The organism is Hyalangium sp., from assembly GCF_035629615.1.
In the GTDB taxonomy this organism is placed as follows: domain Bacteria; phylum Myxococcota; class Myxococcia; order Myxococcales; family Myxococcaceae; genus Hyalangium.
This window is the reverse complement of sequence record NZ_DASPHO010000420.1, coordinates 1-17,497: the sequence shown is the minus strand read 5'-3', so window position 1 is coordinate 17,497 and position 17,497 is coordinate 1. Positions and strand designations below refer to the sequence as shown.

General features: G+C 66.3%; 15 protein-coding genes and 1 pseudogene. 9 read left to right on the top strand and 7 right to left on the bottom strand.

All coding sequences use genetic code 11. The features are described 5' to 3' along the window. The 5 genes and pseudogenes from VD972_RS21505 to VD972_RS21485 form a co-directional block, all read left to right on the top strand. A pseudogene (locus VD972_RS21505) lies at positions 1–823 on the top strand (hypothetical protein); the annotation flags it as partial. Between the two features lie 484 nt (positions 824–1,307). Continuing rightward, positions 1,308–2,120, top strand: coding sequence for a hypothetical protein (locus VD972_RS21500; RefSeq protein ID WP_324989885.1), 813 nt, complete (start codon positions 1,308–1,310; stop codon positions 2,118–2,120). Positions 2,121–2,271: 151 nt separating this feature from the next. Further along, complete coding sequence (locus tag VD972_RS21495) at positions 2,272–3,396, top strand: hypothetical protein (RefSeq protein WP_324989883.1); 1,125 nt, start codon at positions 2,272–2,274, stop codon at positions 3,394–3,396. Between the two features lie 113 nt (positions 3,397–3,509). Beyond that, entirely contained in the window at positions 3,510–4,877 is a 1,368-nt protein-coding gene (locus VD972_RS21490) for a serine protease (protein ID WP_324989881.1), read from the top strand. Positions 4,878–4,906: 29 nt separating this feature from the next. After that, on the top strand, positions 4,907–5,407 hold the full coding sequence (locus VD972_RS21485; protein ID WP_324989879.1) for an IS66 family transposase: 501 nt from the start codon (positions 4,907–4,909) through the stop codon (positions 5,405–5,407). Here the strand turns inward: VD972_RS21485 and VD972_RS21480 are convergent. Continuing rightward, positions 5,385–5,900, bottom strand: coding sequence for a sigma factor-like helix-turn-helix DNA-binding protein (locus tag VD972_RS21480; protein ID WP_324989877.1), 516 nt, complete (start codon positions 5,898–5,900; stop codon positions 5,385–5,387). The two genes, VD972_RS21485 and VD972_RS21480, sit on opposite strands and share 23 nt — an antisense overlap. Before the next feature lie 8 nt (positions 5,901–5,908). On the opposite strand from VD972_RS21480, the gene VD972_RS21475 reads away from it, so the two are divergent. Both VD972_RS21475 and VD972_RS21470 read left to right on the top strand, forming a co-directional pair. Beyond that, positions 5,909–6,685 carry a hypothetical protein gene (locus tag VD972_RS21475; protein ID WP_324989875.1) on the top strand — a complete coding sequence of 259 codons (777 nt, stop codon included), beginning with the start codon at positions 5,909–5,911 and terminating at the stop codon, positions 6,683–6,685. Continuing rightward, the gene (locus VD972_RS21470; RefSeq protein ID WP_324989873.1) at positions 6,685–7,449 is read left to right on the top strand and encodes a hypothetical protein; all 765 of its coding nucleotides are present in this window, start codon (positions 6,685–6,687) and stop codon (positions 7,447–7,449) included. The genes VD972_RS21475 and VD972_RS21470 overlap by 1 nt, the downstream gene beginning before the upstream one ends. 189 nt (positions 7,450–7,638) lie before the next feature. Here VD972_RS21470 and VD972_RS21465 read toward each other — a convergent pair whose 3' ends face one another. From VD972_RS21465 to VD972_RS21445, 5 genes are all read right to left on the bottom strand, one after another. Next, positions 7,639–7,854: a hypothetical protein gene (locus VD972_RS21465; RefSeq protein WP_324989871.1), complete on the bottom strand. Its 216-nt coding sequence runs from the start codon at positions 7,852–7,854 to the stop codon at positions 7,639–7,641. Positions 7,855–7,992: 138 nt separating this feature from the next. Then, positions 7,993–8,382 (bottom strand): hypothetical protein, encoded by a 390-nt coding sequence (locus tag VD972_RS21460; RefSeq protein WP_324989869.1) that lies wholly within the window; start codon positions 8,380–8,382, stop codon positions 7,993–7,995. A 57-nt stretch (positions 8,383–8,439) separates the two neighbouring features. Continuing rightward, on the bottom strand, positions 8,440–8,985 hold the full coding sequence (locus tag VD972_RS21455; RefSeq protein ID WP_324989867.1) for a tetratricopeptide repeat protein: 546 nt from the start codon (positions 8,983–8,985) through the stop codon (positions 8,440–8,442). A gap of 28 nt (positions 8,986–9,013) precedes the next feature. After that, positions 9,014–10,372 carry a hypothetical protein gene (locus VD972_RS21450; protein ID WP_324989866.1) on the bottom strand — a complete coding sequence of 453 codons (1,359 nt, stop codon included), beginning with the start codon at positions 10,370–10,372 and terminating at the stop codon, positions 9,014–9,016. Between the two features lie 110 nt (positions 10,373–10,482). Continuing rightward, entirely contained in the window at positions 10,483–13,422 is a 2,940-nt protein-coding gene (locus tag VD972_RS21445; RefSeq protein WP_324989864.1) for an OmpA family protein, read from the bottom strand. 204 nt (positions 13,423–13,626) lie between these two features. On the opposite strand from VD972_RS21445, the gene VD972_RS21440 reads away from it, so the two are divergent. After that, entirely contained in the window at positions 13,627–14,763 is a 1,137-nt protein-coding gene (locus VD972_RS21440) for a DUF1521 domain-containing protein (RefSeq protein WP_324989862.1), read from the top strand. Positions 14,764–14,783: 20 nt separating this feature from the next. Further along, positions 14,784–15,296: a tetratricopeptide repeat protein gene (locus tag VD972_RS21435; protein WP_324989861.1), complete on the top strand. Its 513-nt coding sequence runs from the start codon at positions 14,784–14,786 to the stop codon at positions 15,294–15,296. A 57-nt stretch (positions 15,297–15,353) separates the two neighbouring features. Here the strand turns inward: VD972_RS21435 and VD972_RS21430 are convergent. Further along, a partial coding sequence (locus VD972_RS21430; RefSeq protein ID WP_324989859.1) for a serine/threonine protein kinase occupies positions 15,354–17,497 on the bottom strand: 2,144 nt, incomplete at its 5' end.

Below are 17,497 nucleotides of genomic sequence, written 5' to 3'. Positions count from 1 at the left end.
GTACCTGCCCCCGTGCACGGACGGGGGAGAGCCCGTGGAGCGAGAGGTGCTTCCACCCAGCGCCATGGCCACCGTGTGCCGGGAGCTCGAAGCGCTCACCCTGCGGCTGCTCTCCGATGACAGGAAGCTGCGCGGGAGTGCGGAGCAGCTCGTGAAGGATACCGCGGTACGGGTGCAGACGGCCGGGACCGAGGCGGACAGGCCCATCCTCCCCACCTCCAACGCCACGCGCACCGAGGAGGGGTACGCACCAGCCGCATCCTCCTCGAGCGAGGAGGGTAGCCGTGCGTCTTCGGATGGGCAGGACAATGAGGAAGTACTCTCAGACAGCGGGCTGAGCGACCCTCCCACCGAGCGCGAGTGCCCTCCACCCTCCGTCCCCGCCTGGCTCTCCTGGGTCGGCTCGAGCGCCGTGGGCGGCCTCGTGGCAGCGGGGGTGCTGTTGATGGTGCTGCTGCCCCTCCAACTGAGGCAAGAACAGGATCCGGAGCCAGAGCCAGCGCCATGGCTCGCCACACCCGAGGAGCCGGCTCAGTTCGCCACGGACGGGGGAGTGGCGGAGGAGGCGCTGGCGGGCGTCCAGGACGTGCCGGGAGTCGTCATGCCGCTCATCCTTGCGGTCGGGAAGCCGATGCCCGACCAACCGTTCCCCGGCCAGCGCAAGCCTCCGTGCGATCCAGATACTCAGCTCGTCGTCTACGGCGCATGCTGGTCCGTGCTGAAAAAGGAGGCACCCTGTGGGCCAAATGCCTACGATTACGAGGGGCGCTGCCTGCTACCGTTCTTCACATCACCCCGCAAGCCCACCTCGGGGGAGCCATGAAAGAAGCTCACCCTCGTTGTCCTCCTGGTGCTGATGCTGCGCGCGCCGCGCCGTCATGCCGCTTGTCCTCACGGTTGGGGTGGCCGATCCCCAAGAAACCACCGGACGGCCAAGCGAGCACGGCCTTGCCTCGCTGAAGGTGGGGCGACGAGCCGCTCGCGGGCTCCCTGGGGGGCGTGTTTTACACGGAGGGCGGTCGCGTGTCCTTGCCCTCCCGTGCCAGGCCGCCTTCACCGTCTACATGGGCGTTCTCTCGATGGCCTGCATGGGCGTACCCTGGGCTATTTCCTGGTGTTCCGGCTAAATCTGGCGCTACCCGGGGTCTGGCTTGCCGTCGCAGCCGAAGAGTGCCTGCGCGGCGTCACCATGTGGCTGCGGTGGAGGAGCCGGGCCTGGATGCCGCAGAGCCGGAGGCGCAGCCGACCGTGGTGGCGCTCGGAGGTGTGGTATAGTGTCGGGAGCACGGCATTCACGGAAGATCCTCATGCTTCGTCCCCACTCCTTGGTGGTCCTGCTCCTGGCCGCCACCTCAGCGGCAGGCGCCCCCCCTGCTGAGCTCTGTGACTCGTCACTCGAAGCCGATCTGCGCAACGAGTATGGCTACAGACAGCGGGGAGATCGGTGCGAGGGCCTCTACGTCCGCTCCGTCTCGGGGTCAGGTCTGGTCTTGCTCTCGCTGACTGCGGGCATCGCCGACTACGACGACAGCGACAGCGACTCCTTGTTCATCCGATGGCCCCAACTCCCTGCTGAGAAGCTCAAGCTCGAAGGGGAGATCCACATTCGGGCCTCCCGGCTTCACCGAGGCCACTACTATCAGATGGACACTCGGCGACCCTGGGCTGCATTCCTGTATGGATGGGAAGCAGAGCTGGTCCGGGCCTTGGTGCCCCCTCGGGAACTGGGCATTCTCGCGTCCATCCAGAGCCCACAGGTGAGCGGGGAGGAGGTCTATGTCCCCACGCTCCTGGTCCAGTCCAAGACAGACACCCCTCTAATCGAGCGCTACAGAGTGGGCTTCTTTCCGGGAGCGAGCCTGACGGAGGTCCGGGTGACGATCGCGCCCGTCGATACCGCCGGACGGATCGGCACGTCCAAGTACGACAAGGTGGCGCTCCCCTTCACTCCGGTGCCGCCCTCCCTCCCGCAATTCCTGGAGATCCCCATCGACTGGTTCTCCGAGACAGGGATCTACTGGGTCTGGATCTCCGCGAAGACCCGGGACAACAGTCCGCTCACGACTGACTTCCATCTCGTCCATGAAAAAGCCAGGCAAGAGCCGACGCCCAAGCGCTAACGCCACCTCTGCGCCCGCGGCCGCGCCAGCTCCCGTGCAGGCTGCCCCAGCGTCTGGACTCGCGCAGCCCTCAGCAACGTTCGCTCCGGCGCAGGCGCCCGCAACGCCTGGCCCCGTGCACATCGGGTCCCCCTCCTCGCTGAGCGCGAACGTGGAAGAGTGGGAGCAGAGGCTGAAGGACGAGGCGCACACGCTCATCCAGCAGGAGCTCGCCCAGGGGGTTGGAGCCAGCAAGCCGCGAACGCTGTCCGAGTTGCAGCAACTCCTCGAGATGGCCGAGCGGATCGCTCGCAAGCGCAAGAAGCACGCTTATCTCCCCACCGTCGTCGTCGTCGTCATCGCAGTGCTCGGGGTCCTGGGCATGAGCGTCACCCGCCTCTCGACCACTGAGATCGAGCTCTCGGCCAGGATGTCCGGCTTCGACGCGACCCTCGGTAGGAGATACAAGCTGCTTCGAGACAACCTCGCGGCCACTGCTCTGAGCGTGTCTGGCGCGAGCAGGCTCCGCATTCCTGACGAGACGGGCCGCCCTCAGCTGCTCAAGGCCCCGAAGGAGCCAGGCTTGACGCTAATGGTGAGCCCTCAGCCCGACGCCGGCACTTCGCCGATGACCCTCAAGCTGCGCCCGTTCTTCCTGCCCGCCCATACGCGATTCGCGCTGAGCGCCGCCTCTGCTCGCGACGTGGCCATCGACCTGCAGCAGCCCGAGGTGCTGCTGCAGGCGGACTTTGCCGGCCCGATCCATCTGGATGTGACGGGCGTCGTCTCTCGCCCTGTCGCGCTGGAGACGGCCTCGGGCTTCCTGGCTTGGAGTGGCGCCGACTCACGCATCGACATCCAGGCCGCCCAGGCGCTGGGCTGCATCCTGTGTCTCCCCGTTCCAGTGACCCAGCTTGCGTTCGGCTCGACCGACGAGGGCTTCGATGGGAGAGACAGGGTCGTGACACCCTTCTCGAGGCTCACCTCTGGAACGCTGGTGCTCCGGGATCTGGGGAACAAGGAGATTCCCCTTCGCTTGGGGACGCCCCTCCTGCTCGGAGTCCAGAGGGGAGAGCTGGGCCCCGCCTCGATCGACAGCGAGGGTCAGGTGTCGATCGTCTTTCACGGCAATGTGGATCGTTTGGAGATCGGCTTGGACCACAACGCCCGGAACCTGATGCCCAGCTACCTGGAGTGGATCGCCTTCAACCAACGGCTGGAGCTGGGCTGGGGGGCTCTGCTCTTCGTCATGGCGTTGATCGCCTCCGTGTGGAGCTGGTTCCAAGGACATTCATGAGAGGGGCCTCCGTCGCTGCACTCACGTTCGTTCTTTTCCTCTGGGCTCCGAAGGTGGCTCAGGCTCAATCGGGTGCCCCGAACGCTACCCAGCTCCGGACGCAGGAGGAGTCCATGCGCCTGGTCGTCATGATCAACGGCGCATCGAAAGGGAAGGTACAGTTCGGCGCAGGCTTGATCCTCGGGAGCGTGGGCAAGGTGGTCTACGTCCTGACGGCCAACCATGTCCTCCGCAACAGCCGAGGCATGGTGTTCGAGAAGCTCAAGGTCCGGCTCTGGGCACCCTGGAGCAAGCCGCAGTGGGTGGAAGCCGGGAGCCTCAAGCCACTCGCCTACAATGTGGGGCTCGATCTCGGCATCGCGATCTTCGAGCTGCCCGAGTCCCTGGGGAACTACCTGAGCCAAGTCTCGCTTCGCTGCCTGAGAGATCCCCAGAGCCTCACCGAGGGGCTGCCAGTCTCGTTCATCGGGCAAGGGGGCGGCGTTCCCTGGTTCACCTCCACCGCGGGCAATGTGCTCGTCAAGCCGTCCTCCTCGAGCGAGCGGCTCCTGTTCGAGTCCAGCGATGTCGAGCCCGGTTCCTCCGGAGGTGGGCTTTTCACCGCGCAGTGGGAGCTGATCGGCCTGGTACAGGCGGTCTCTCCCAAGAAGGGGCAGGCGCTTCCCATCGACAAGGCGCTCGAGTGGGCCGCGGCCCAGAGGTACCCCGTCCAGCTGCGGCCGCATGTCGCCATCTACGACTTCTCTGCGGACCCGAGCTTCATCTCTACCGAGGGCACCACCACGCTCTCCTGGAAGGCCTCGCACGGCGCGGTTTGCAGAATCGAGCCCCGGGTTGGAGCAGTCTCTGCGGTCGGCTCCGCGAAGATCGACTGGCTCAAGGAGACCACCCGCTTCAGCCTGCTCTGCGGGGCCCCGAATGATCCCTCGCCCATCGTGAAGGAGGTCCAGGTCGAGTCGACCCGAGCCCCGCGCATCCTCTCGTTCGATTCCCAGAATGAGTTCGAATCCTACAATGACTCGGCTCCAGGAGCCAGCGAGCAGTGGGAGCCAGATGGGAAGGTCACCCTGACGTGGGAGGCAGAGAACGCCAGACGGTGCACGATTGATGGAGAAGATGTGCCCACGACGGGCGAGCTGATCGTCAAGCCTGTCGTGGCCAGAAGCTACAGCCTGGTCTGTTACAACGGAGGGTTGGTGGACACACGCACGACAGTAGCTGAGGCGCTAAATCCCCCGGTGGTCATTCAGTCTTTTGACGCCAGAGTTGCTGAGGGTGGCGGCATCCAGCCGGTGCGCCTCTTCTGGAACGTGGCCAACGCCACAGGATGCCGCCTGCTCGGCGGAGGGCTCGTGCGAGACGTCGGGCACAAAGAGACGCTGCAGGTCAATCCTCGGCGCACCACGACCTATCACCTGAGATGCACAGGGGTGGGGGGGCCCGTCACCCAGTCCGTGACCGTGGATGTTCGAACACCGTGAGTCATCCTGCTGGCCAGGGCTGAAGAGAAGTGGCGTCGCAGACAGAGAGAAGCCAAACCCATAGTCGAGGCCTTCTTCCGGTCCGGTACTGCGACGAGGAGCAGCTCAAAGTCCTTGATGAGACACCCATCGCCAAGGCGATTGGCTACGCCAGAAACCAGCGCGAGGCTTTGGAGCGCTTCCTGAGCGACGGGCGCCTGCCCAGTCACAACAATCACAGCGAGAACGCGCTGCGCCGCGAAGCCGTAGGGCGAAAGAGCTGGCTCTTCCTCGGCAGCGACGAGGGTGGCGTCGTGAACGTCACGTTCGTCACCCTGCTGGCCAGCTGTCAGCTCCACGGACTTGAGCCGCTCGGCTACTTGCGAGATCTGCTGTGCCTGCTGCCCGGCTGGCCCGTGCAGCGCGTGCTCGAGTTGGCCCCAGCGAACTGGAGGACCACGGTGCAACGCGCGGAGATCCGCACCGCGCTGGACGCCAACGTCTTCCGTCAGGCGGCGCTCGGAATCCTCACGCCGGCTGCCACGAAATAGGGCTGCCTGTCACCCCTGGATCGGCGCGCCGACCGACGGTGCTCGTCGGACGGATACGCTGAAGGCGCTTCTCCAGAGTCGCCTCGGGGATGAGGAAGGCGCTGGCCACCTCGCGCACGCTGAAGCCGCACAGGATGTTGAGGATGAGCGCGACCTGGGTCTCCTCGGCGATGCGCGCGTGGCAGCAGGAGAACATGAGCCGCAGCTGCTCATTGCGCAGCTCCGGCTCCAGGAAGAGCCGGGAGACGGTGGAGGAGAGCGCCCCTTCTAAAGAGAGCAGGTGCTCGAGCTCTGGCGCGTATGTGCACGCGGTTCGTTCGCGCCGGAGGATGTCGACGGCGCGGTTGGGCTTGATGCCGTGGCGTTCCCGGAGCAGTCTACCGCGCAGGCCAGTCGGCTGTACTCCTAGAGTGGTACAGCCCCTCATGCGCAGCTCGCATATTCGTTGCGAGTCTCGGCGGAGCTGCTCGAGCGCTACCGCAATCCTTGCCATGAGAACCCATGCTGCCTCTCCCTGCGTCGTGGAAACTGGGATTCCTGAAACAAGCACTGGTACTCGTAGCACTGGTGGTGGTGCTGACGCTCGTATTGGCTTGGGGCGTCACTTTCAGCCTCACGCTGCGGGCCCGCCTGCGCCTTGAGCGGCAAGGTGACTCGCTGGCGTTCTCCCTCGCCGCCTTGGAGGCACGCGCCTTCAATGACTTCGCCGCCACCAACCGGACGATTGCCGCCGCCTACGTGGCCATGAATCACGCACACATCTCTGGAGCCACTGTCCCCACCCACGCGGACTGGGCGCCCGTGGAGACGCTGGGCCAACTGATGGACAGCGCCCATGCATCTCAGTGCGCCGTCTTCGCAGTGACGCTCGGCGCGGTACGAAAGGGTGTCGCGCGCGAGCTGTATCGGCTCCACGACTCCCCTCCGCCCGAGCCCACCTGGATGGAGCAGACCATCGGCACGGTCAACGCTGCGGAGTTCTCTCGCACCATCGAAGGGATGCCCTGCGGCGTGCCGGGCCAGGCGCCCGAGACAGACTGTGCGAGCCGGGGGAGCTGCTTCATGAGGTTCCGGGCCGCTCCGGATTCCGGGTACGGCTTCAGCGAACCCCGCGTCTACAGCTACGTGGCGGCCAGGCTCCAGGAGGGAGACAGGGACGAGAAGGCCGCGCTCTTCACGGCGCGCGCTGGCTACCCACCGCAAGGCCTCGGGCAAGAGCCCCCCAACATGTTCGCCCCCCTCTGGCGAGCCAGGCTCCCCAGCGCGGAGGGTGAGTGATGACACGCGCCTCCAAGCCTCTCCAGCTCGGCGCGCTGGCCTTCATCGTGTCAGCCATGGCCATTCCCATCGGCCTTGGGTGGGGGCACTCGCTCTTCCGGAAGGAAGCCCCGGAGCCCGGGCTTCAGGTGGTGCGGCACGCAACGCAGGGGCTGCCCCCGTACAAGCAGGCGCTGCCCCAGGCGCTCGCGGCCGACTACATGGGGCCAGACTCGCGCATTGCAGTGGCCTGGTTCACGACGCGCGATGCGCCCGAGGAGGTGCTTGGCTTCTACCGTGAGGTGCTCGGCGAAGCAGGGCTCCCGGTGCTCTCCCACCGCTACGACACGAGCGCAGGCTACGTGGGCTATCGAGGACCTGGGAGCTCGGAGCTGCACCTCGTCTCAGCGCTCAGGCATGGCGAAGAGACCCTGGTCCTCCTCTCCAGTGCCCACGGGAGCTCACTGCCGCAGGCCCAGAGAGAGCAGATGCCCTGGGATCTTCCCATGCCTGCAGGCGTCCGGCACCCTTGGGTGATGAACCTCAAGGTGGAAGGGCGTGTCCGCTCCACGGCGATGATCGAGGCTCGCGGCGCTCGGGTCAATGACCTGGTGGACTTCTACCTGCGGACGTTCAAGGCACAGGGGTGGACCCTCGAGCACCCGGCCGAGCGCCTCGGGGATCAGGTGTTCCTCAGCGCCCGGCGCGGCCCGGCGCGGGTCAGCACCTTGATACAGCCGCAGGCCGCAGGCGCCCGGCTGTACTTCACGCTCGACGGACCGTGAGCCCGCTGCTCGAAGGCTCCCCTCCGCGGGCCTCCGCCGCGGAGCACTGGGTGTGATGCCCAGGCAAGTCATGGCCACTGGCCGCGTGCGGCTGCGCCATCGGGCACGGCACTTCAACGACCAGCGGAGCGGCAACGGGTCCGGGAGGCTCTCTCAAGGAGCGCTCCCGGACCGCGCCTGGGGTAACACCTAGCCGATGTTCCGGATGACTGCCATCCGGGTCTCATGCAGCTGCTTCATGACGTTGGTGATCAACGTCACCAGCTCACTCTCCTTCTGCATCTGCATCTGCATCGCCACCTGCGGCCGCTGCTCCGGCGGCACACTCGCGAGGTACTCCATGTCCTTGGACGACAGGTTCTGCGAGTTATTGATGACACCAGACATCAGGGGATTGATGCTCATGCGCTCCTCCGTATGGGAATTACAGGCACTCCCAGAAGACCCTTCCAGTGGACCCGGAGCAGCCTCGGAATGAATGGCTGTCAGATCTTCTGGGAGCCGTTCCTTGATACGGGAGAAGTGTCTCGACGTCGTTACCACTTACGGCGTATGGCTCGGCCGCGAGCTCTCCAGCATAGCTCCCAGGCCCGTGCTCTCCACCCGCTCGTGCAGGTAGTTGATGCACTCGGTGAGCAGCGGGTGCGGCGAGGAGAGAGCGGCCGGCTCCTGCGCGTAGCGCTGGAGGGCGCGGGAGAAGTCCTCGGACAGACTCGCCTTGAAGGGCACCTCCGGCTGCATCGCCAGGAACACCTCCCGCAGCGCGCTCAGCAGGTGCTGGAGCGCTCCCGTGGTGGAAGCGACCTGAGTGGTGAGGTCCACCAGCAACCGCTGGCGCCGTTCGATCAGCGCAGGAGGCTCTGGCTTGAGGGCAATCAGCAAGGCTCTGACCTCTTCGGGCAGCTCTGGAGGGATGTCTTCGGGCTTGAACATGGGACTCCTGTGGCGACGACATGAGAGAATTCCGTGGCGGCTCAGGCCCTGGGCTTCCTACTTGGGCGGAGGCGGCTGGGGCGCGTGGAGCTTCTGGACGATGGTGCTCAGCGCCAGGGCAATGCCGCGGGCCCGCTGGCTGAAGCCTTGCTCGCCCTTCGGATCCAGCTCGGCGATGCGCTGGAGATCCTTCGCGGCCTCCTCGATCTTGCCTTGCTGCAGCAGCACCTCGGCGCGGTTGCAGAGGGCGGCGACATCCCGCTCGTTGAGGGCCAGGGCCCGATCGTACTCCTCGCAGGCACGCTCCAGCTCCTCCTGCCGCTGGTAGACGGCGCCCAGGCCCGTGTGGAAGCTGGCCTCGTTGGGGGCGAGCGTGGTGAGGCCTTCGAAGATCTGCCGAGCCGCCTGGGTCTTGCCAGAGTCGTAGAGGAGGCGGCCCTGCGTGGCGACGCCGTAGAGCTCCTCGTGGGTCAGCTCATAGAGCTCAGCGAGCGTGAGCTCTCCCTGGAGGAACGAGCGCATGCGCGCGTTCAGCGCCGGGGTAGGCATGGGAGGGGACGGACTGGGAGCAGGGGGGCTCCGCGTGGGGTTCTTCTGGCTCACGGCGATCTCCGGATGAAGGGGCGAGGGCCTAGCCGCCGATGCGCCTGCTCCAGCGCATCTGCATCGTGTTTGCCTGGAGCTGGCCGAGGCTGGTCCAGCTGCGAATCATCTCGTTCACCGATCCCAGCATCCGCTCGAGGGTGGGCTGGAATCCGCCGCTCAGGCCATGACCACACATGGCCGCACCGCCCATGGGCCCGCTGAAGGGGCTCCTCAGGCCGCCCAGGTTGTTCAGCTGCGTCATCATGGGCAGGTGGGGCTGGGGCTGGAAGCCGGAGAACCTGTCCTGGAGGTTCTGCCAGTGATTGGGTGAGGAGGCATACTGGGTCTGGAAGAGCGAGGCGGTGATGTCCACCATCTGCGTGGCGTGCACGTTCCAGGGAACCTGGATGGGCCGGTGGCCGAGGAGGCTGTCCGAGATGGCGCCGCCGAGCTGATACGCCAGCGTCTTGTCATCCTTTCCCTTGCCCGCGCCGCTGAGCACCTCGCGGCCCTCCTGGCTCCAGCCCACCCCCGTGCCCGCCAGCTTGAAGGACTGGCCATCCCCGGTGGCAGCGTCGTGGGCGTAGCCGTCCTTCTTCACATCCGAGAAGGTGGTCTTGAACTTCTGGTTCGCCTCCTGGTGCTCCGTCACGCGCTGGGTCACCTGACGCTGCTGGGTGTGGTCCTTCGTCCTCCATTCAGTCACGCCCACTTGCTGCGAGTCGCGCTTCACCGTCTGCCACTCGGCGCCCGTGAGCTGGCTGTCGACGGAGACGTGCTTGTTGCCGTTGTAGATGTCCACCTGGTGGATGTGGAGATCCTTGCTGTCTCCCTTCTCCTGGATGGTGATCTTCGTTCCATCCGGGAGATTGAAGCTGCCCGTGCCCTGGTAGCGCCACACATCGCCGTCCGACTCGCGCACGGCTGGATCCTCTGGGAGCTGGCGGCTCTCCGTGGTGACGTTGTCGGAGGTGACGGTGCGGCTGGGGGGCTCGGCCTTGAGATCGGTCCACTTGCCGTCTGGGTTCTGGATACAGACCTTGCCGTCCGCGACGGTGACCTTGTAGCCACCCGGAGTGGTGACGGTGGCGGTCTGCTTGTCCACCTCGAGCTGCCCGGCATTCTCGTAGTCCGGCATCGCGGCGTACCCCACGACGCTGTTCATCGAGACCGAGGCTCCCATCCCGCTGTAGGCCTGAAAGCACCGGTTCAGCGAGTCCATCCCCCGGAACCCTGACTGCTGGATGCCCAGCTGCGACTGCACCTGAGAGGCCCACGAGAACATGGCGGAGAACTGCTCCATCGCTTGATGCAGCGACTGGGCGCCACCCGAGTGGCCGGGCACCGAGGAGAAGGAGCTTCGCGACGAGGGAACGAAGCCACCATTCTGGATGGGGGTACTCATGAGTGTGTTTCCTTTCCTGGTAGCCCATGAGATACAGGAGCCGCGCCGGACAAGCTGTACCACTTCCGGCGTATGAGTCTCGGGAGCGTGGGCGCGCTCCTCATGTCTGGCTATGGCTTGTCCGACTCATAGCGGGTGAGGAACTCGACGCGGCGGTTGATCGCGCGTCCCTGCTCGGAGGTGTTGGATTGCAGCGGACGATCCTCGCCAAAGCTCCGGATCGTCATGCGCTCACGCTCCACGCCCTGACGCTCGAGGTAATCGCGCACCGCGCCAGCGCGCCTCCGGGACAGATCATGGTTGTACAGATCCGTCCCCAGCGCGTCCGTGTGTCCCTCGATGGAGACAGAGACGATCTCCGGGTGCTCGATGAGCACCCGGGCCACCTGATCCAACAGCGTGAAGGAGCGGCTCTTGATGGTGGCCTTGTCATAGTCGAAGTGGATCGTGTCCTTGATCTCGATCCGGTTCCTCTGGATGACGACCAGCTGCCGGTTGTTGGCGGGGCAGCCCTGGTTGTGAGGAGGACCGGGGATCGTGCGGCAGTTGTCCAGGTGGTCCCACACGGTGTCACCATCCGTGTCCCTGGGCGGGCAACCTCGCATCTCGGCGATCCCCGCCTGCTTGGGACAACGGTCCTGCTCGTCCAGCAGCCCATCTCCATCTGAGTCCCTCAGCGGACAGCCCTGACGGGACGCTGGCCCCGGTTCGTCCGGGCATGCGTCCACATCGTCGAGCACTCCATCCCCGTCACTGTCCGGATCCGTGAGCTCCTGTGGCGCAGGTGTGTCTTCAGGGGCGGCGGGGCGGGAGGCCTTGCCAAAGGACATGCCAAGCAGCAGGCGGAACTGCGGCGTTCCTGGCGCGTTGCCCAGGCCCAGACCCGCCAGTCCGTACGCCTCGAGCTTCTCCCCCAGCGGCAGCCGCACGCCACCCAGCAGCTCCAACGAATAGCCTTCACGTCGCAAGGGCACAGAACCGATGGCCGCCACCTCTCCGCCCAGCCCGTCGGCAGTGGAAGCCAGCACCGCGCCCAGGCGCACCGCGTGGCCCACCTCGTCCTGGATGTTCTCGTCCCGGGTGAGGATGGTGCTAGGCCGAAGCGTGAGCCCTACATCTAGCGCGGTCCTCACTGGCCCGAAGCGGCGCCCCACCATGACGCTGGGGGTGGCATGCAGCTCGCGGGCGAGGGCGTCTGCACTGCCCAGCCCCGGGCCCGCGTTTACCCCCAACGCGAGATCCATGGGGTCCTCCTGGTGCTCGGCGAGCAGCCTCAACCGCACTGTAAGCAGCGGCGTCCCGAGAGCGATGCCACCCTGCGGAGGCCCCACACCGCGATCTGTCAGGTCGTCTCCCTGCTGCAAGAGCAGCAGCGGCAACTGTGCACCCAGCTCTACTCGATCCCAGAGGCCCACGGCCGCGGAGAGGAGCGCCGTGGCCCGGTGCCGGACAAGCACCCCGAGCTGAGCGTCTTCCTCGAAGAGCACCAAGGGCTTGTTCTCGTAGTGCCCAACGAGCGCCAAGCGGTAGCCGCCCGCTGGGAGCAGCTCGCCGGTGCCCAGCACCCAGGAGCCCATACCGCTGGGGTTGAGCCTGAGGCGCTCCAGCTCGAACGCTGGGATGTCCACGGGTTGTGCGAAGGCGCGAGTGCCCACCCCCAACATCACCAGGATGAGCCCGCATCCCAGCCAGGGGCCAAGCCATGCCATGAGCTCACTCCGAGGCCGGCGGGGGCGTCTGGAGGTGAGCCAGCTCCAGAGCGCCACCAGCCCCAGCAGTGCCATGGGCGCGGGCACTGCCCCCGTCGCAGCGCTGCAACCTCCACCCAGCATGGCGCGATCCTTGAGCGGAGAAGGACCGTTCGCAGGGCGTACGACGATGTTTGCAGTGCAGCTCGTACTGTTACCCGCGTCGTCCGTGGCCGTGTACGTCACGGGCGTCGTGCCCACGGGGAAGCGGGGCTCCGTGGGCCTGGAGACCGTGACGTTGGAGCAGGTGTCCTCAGTCCGTGGCTGCGGCAGGGTGACAGTGGCCCAGCCATCGCTCCCAGCCTGCGCTTCGATGGGGGAAGGACAGACGATGCTCGGGGCCGTGGTGTCCCGAACCGTGACGGTGCGGTGCACGGGAAGCGCATGCAGTCCCGTCGGGTCCTGCACCTCATAGGTGAGAGTGTAGGTGTCAGGCACGGTGTCAATCACCCCACCATTCCTCCTGATCCTACTCGTCAGGTCGCCTTGGCACGGATCCCAGGCAGTAGCTCCCGGATCGCTGTACACCGAGTGGCACTCCACGTCCTGGGAGGCGTGCCCTTTGAGGGTGATGACCGGCACGATGGCATCCGTCACAGTCACCACCGTGAGACATACGTCTGGCTCCGAGCCCTGTGAGTTCGTGCACGTCAGTCTGACGTCGTGGTTGCCGAAGGAGTCGAGGACTGTCGGCTCTTGGGTACAGATCACCGGATCGCCGTCGGGATCACTGGAATTATAGTTGATGTTAACGACCACTTCACAGACGGTGGTGGCCCTCACTGTGAAGTCTTCCTTGCAATACGCCTGCGGCGCGCGCCGCGTGAGAGCCGGCCGCCCCAGTGCGGCGCTCGTGTCGGCGCAGCCCAGCGCCAGGTAGAGCCCTGTCCGAGAGGGAGACTCGCTCACGCGCGCGATCGCCTCTTCCATGGAGAGGGGAGGGCTGCTCGAGCGCGGCTCCTGGCCCGCGAGGATGATGTTGCCATCCACGATGGGCTCCCAGACCTCTCGATTGCGGGCCGCCGCCTGGAAGAGCTCCTCACCGCTCTGACACGTGGCATCCCCGATGATGAGAGCGCGGTAGCGCAGGAACTGCTCCGCAGTCATCGCGCTCCACTGCTCCGGTGTGACGACATGCACGTCCAGGCCGAGCTCCGCCGCGGCTTGCGCCTCCGGGTGGGCGGCTCCACCGCTCATACTATCCCCGAGGATCAGCACCTGCTGAGAGACACGCGTCGTCGGATCACAGGCGCTTGCTCCCCAGGCCATCAGCAGCAGCACCCCCAGACTCTCGGACTTCATGTCACCCAGACCTCTCTCAGACATCATGAGCAGCCCTGGCATCCTCACCACCGAGACAAGGAGAGGCGATACCACGATGGTGGTACAGACCCCGATTCATGGCTGTCTCTACGCTGTCCTCACGCAGAGAACCTGGTGCCATGAGGAGGCTGGGTTCTGTGTGCAGCGAGCACCTGTTCCATATCGCAGGCAAAAGGACATTCCATGACGTCAATCAATAAGCCCATGGGCTTCAATCCCTTCCAACCGCAGGCGGGCTTCCCCGGCTCGAACCGTCCCCTGACCCGCGGCGAGGCGCAGATGGTGCGCACCGTCCACATGCAGTCGCAGGTCAACGTGAACATCAACATGTTCATGAATGCCTTCCCTCCCATGGGGACGATCAGAGACATCTGCGGACCCAGGCAGCGCCCATGCTTCCCCAAGCCGCCGGTGCCTGCCGACCGATGCCACCCCCAGGGGAGCCTGAAGACCAGCCCGGACGGCGCGGTCACCACGCCGGGCGGCTACAAGATCGAGCAACTCGGGGCGTGCGAGTGGAAGATCACCGGCCCGGACGGCAAGCACACCCGCGTCCATGGCGACCCCCATGTGGACGAGAGCGATGGCGGTAAGTGGGACTTCAAGCGTGACAGCACGTTCATGCTCGGTGACGGCACGCGGATCAACGTCACCACCAAGCCCGCGGGCAACAACACCACGGTGACGGGGGGCCTGGAGATCATCTCTGGCAACGATCGCGTGCAGGTCACCGACATCGACAAGGGCAAGGGCAAGACGGGTCCGGTGACGCAGGATGGCTTCGCCCACGCCAACAGCTTCGGCAACAAGGACGTGTTCGTCATGGGCCGGGAGACGGACGACTGGTCCTTCACGGGCCGGGAGGTCATCGGCCACAAGAACGGCGGCGAGTCGTTCGTCCTGGGGAACGCGCTGCCGGCGGGGAGGACGCCCGCCGATGGCATGATGAACATCCTGCCCTTCCCCAATGATCCGGGCCTCCAGACGGGTGCGGCCGGCATGCCGGGAGGCGCCCAAGGCATCCTGCCCGGCGAGCCCGCACCGGGCCAGCAGGCCAATCCGTTCGCCGATCAGCTGCGCTCGATGTTCCAGAGCCTGCTGCAGCAGTTCCAGTCCATGATGCCGTTCTCCGACATGCTGTCGCAGCGCAACTTCGGCAACCCGCTGAGCGCGCCGGGGCACGAGGGCAGCTGGATGGATCGCCGCCAGCAGCACCTGGGCCGCGGCTTCGACGACATCGGCATGATGATGGGCATGTTCGCCCAGATGGGCTCGCTCAGCCGCAACGTCCAGTCATTCCGCAACGGCTTCATCGCCTGATGGGACGAACAGATACTGCCATGAGCGAGACTCCCTCCAGCAGTCCTACGCCCCCGAGCCAGCCCGAGTTGGCCGAGCGGCTCATCGCCGGGGACATCACCCCGGCGCAGTTCCTCGGCCTGTCCCCGCAGCGGCTGTACGAGATCGCCACGGTGGGCCACCGCCTGCTGACGCAGGGGCAGACCCAGCAGGCGATGACGCTCTTCAAGGGGCTGGTGGCCGCCTCCCCCTACGACAGCGTCTTCCATTGCAACCTGGCCGCCGCGTACGCCCAGGCCGAGCGCTACCCGGAGGCGATGGAGGAGTACACCCAGGCGATCCAGCTCAACGTCGCCAATGTTGACGCGCTTGCCGGGCGCAGCGAGCTGTTCCTCCGCGCAGGCCTGGTCCCCGAGGCCTTGAGCGATCTCCAGGCCGCGCTGCAGCTGGATCCGCAGGCCCTCCGCGAGACCACTCAGCAGGCGCGCACCACCCTGGCTCTGCTGAAGAAGATGGCGGACGAGGTAGAATCCGCCGACACCCCGAAGCCCTGAGCCCTGGGCCGCGGAGCACAGCGCGCCGGTGGACCCATGTGAGGGGACACCGGCGCGCTACTTTCCGTCCTCCATGTTGAACTTGAAGACGTGGGCCTCGCCCGGCCCAATGGTGAGGGTGGTGATGAGGTGCTTGCCCAGCTCCTCGTTCTCCAGCCGCAGCCCGTGCTTGCCCTCGTAGAGAGAGATGGGCTCGAGGGGAGTCGGCCCCAGGTGCTTTCCGTCCAGGATGACGACGGCGTAGGGATGGATTCGCAGCTCGAGCGTCGCCCGCTCCACGGACACCTTCAGCACCCCATTGTCTCCTGGCTCCAGGTCAAACGTCCGCTGCTTCGAGAACCCCTTCACCGAGTCGTACACCTCGACGTGCACGGTCCCTGGAGTGAGGTTGCGCAGGGTCACCGGCGAGAGGCCCACGAACTGGCCATTGACGCGGATCTGCGCGGGTGGCGAGCTGGAGAACACCGCCGTGGCCAGCCTCGGCTGCGCGGCAGACGGCGGGGGCGCTGCGGGGGGAGCGGGGGGCGCCACCTCCCTCGTGGGCTGGAGCGGCTCCGACTCCTCCGCCTTGACCTCCCACCTCCTCTGCCATGTGTTCCCTCCTCCCGCCCTCACCTTGCCGCGCTTGGCAAGCACCGCGGGCTTCACGGGCTCAGCGGCCGGCTCATGGCCTGGCTCCTCGCTTCTCTCCGCTCCTGCTTCCGCGGCATCCGGGGAGGAAGCCGGGTCTGCTTGCAGGCCTGGAGACTCAACAGCGGGCTCAGGCTCCGCCGGAGCTGGGGGGAGCACGTCGGTAGGTTCGGTCTGCAGCTCGGCGGCCGGGGCCGGCAGGGGTGCTGGCTCCGTGACGGGAGCGGCCGGCGCGACGACGGGTGGCACCTCCCTCTCCCAGGAGAGGACGGCACGCCTCAAGATGATGGCACCGCTCACCACGGCCATCACGCTGCCCAGCAAGGCGACCATGAGGACCGCTCTGCCTTGATGGCGTCCCCAGCCCGAGAGCTGCGCCGTTGGAGCCTGCCCCATCTCCCAGGAGGCCTCCGGGAGCAGCTCTTGCGCCGAGCGCTCAGTGGAGGACGGGGGAGCAGCCAGGGACGCTCCAGCACCCGGCGGCCCCGCGTTCCGGCTCACCAGGGAGACAATGGATCGGTTGGTCCCCATGTCCTGCTCGTCCGGCAGCGGCAGATCCTCGTCCTCTGGCTCCACGACCGGCGCCTTGGGGGGCGACACGCGCGCCACCGGTCCGCGCGGCTTCTTGAAGGGAGGAGGCGTGGCTTGGAGAAGGGCCCGCGGTGCTGGACTCTTGCTCGAGGAGCTGACCGGATCCGCCGGTGAGGGCCCATGGGTGGCTGGCATCAGCCGTTCCACCAACGCTGCCACTTCCTCTGCGCCCACGGGCTCGCCAGCACTCAGGATGAAGCGCTCGAGGTCCGCGCGCAGCTGGCGGCAGCTGGGATAGCGATCCTCCCGCTCCTTCGCCAGACAGCGCTGGACAATGCGCTCGAGTGCCTCGGGGGCCTGCGGCAGGTGCTCCTTGAGCCGCTTCATGGGCTTGTGGAGGATGGCCTCCATGATGTCCGCTTCGATCCGGGCATTGAACGGCCGCTTGAAGGTGAGCAGCTCGTAGAGCACCATCCCCAGCGCGAACACGTCCACCCGCCGATCCAGCGGTCTGCCCCGCATCTGCTCGGGGGGCATGTACGGCAGCTTGCCTTTGACGGTGCCGGCCTTCGTAAGGTCCTTCTGACCGAGGGCCTTGGCAATGCCGAAGTCCACCACCTTCACCGTGCCATTGCGCGCGATCAGGATGTTGTCCGGACTCACATCCCTGTGCACGAGTCCCAGCGGCTGCTGCGTCTGCGGATCGACGAGATCATGCGCGTGGGCCAGCCCCTCGCAAGCAGAGGCGACGATCTTCGCACACAGCGCGGGAGGCAGCGACTCGCCCACGGTGACAGCCCTGCGCATCAAGGCGCGGAGGTTGGGGCCATCGATGAACTCCATGGCGATGTAGTAGGAGCCGTCGAAGTCTCCGAAGTCGAAGATCTGGACCACGTTGGGGTGGTTGATCTGGGCCACGAGCCGGGCCTCGCTCAGGAACATCTCCACGAACTGCTCGTCGCCGGCCAGATGCGGGAGGATGCGCTTGAGGACGAGCGTCTTGGAGAATCCTCGAGGTCCCTCGGTGCGCGCGAGGAAGA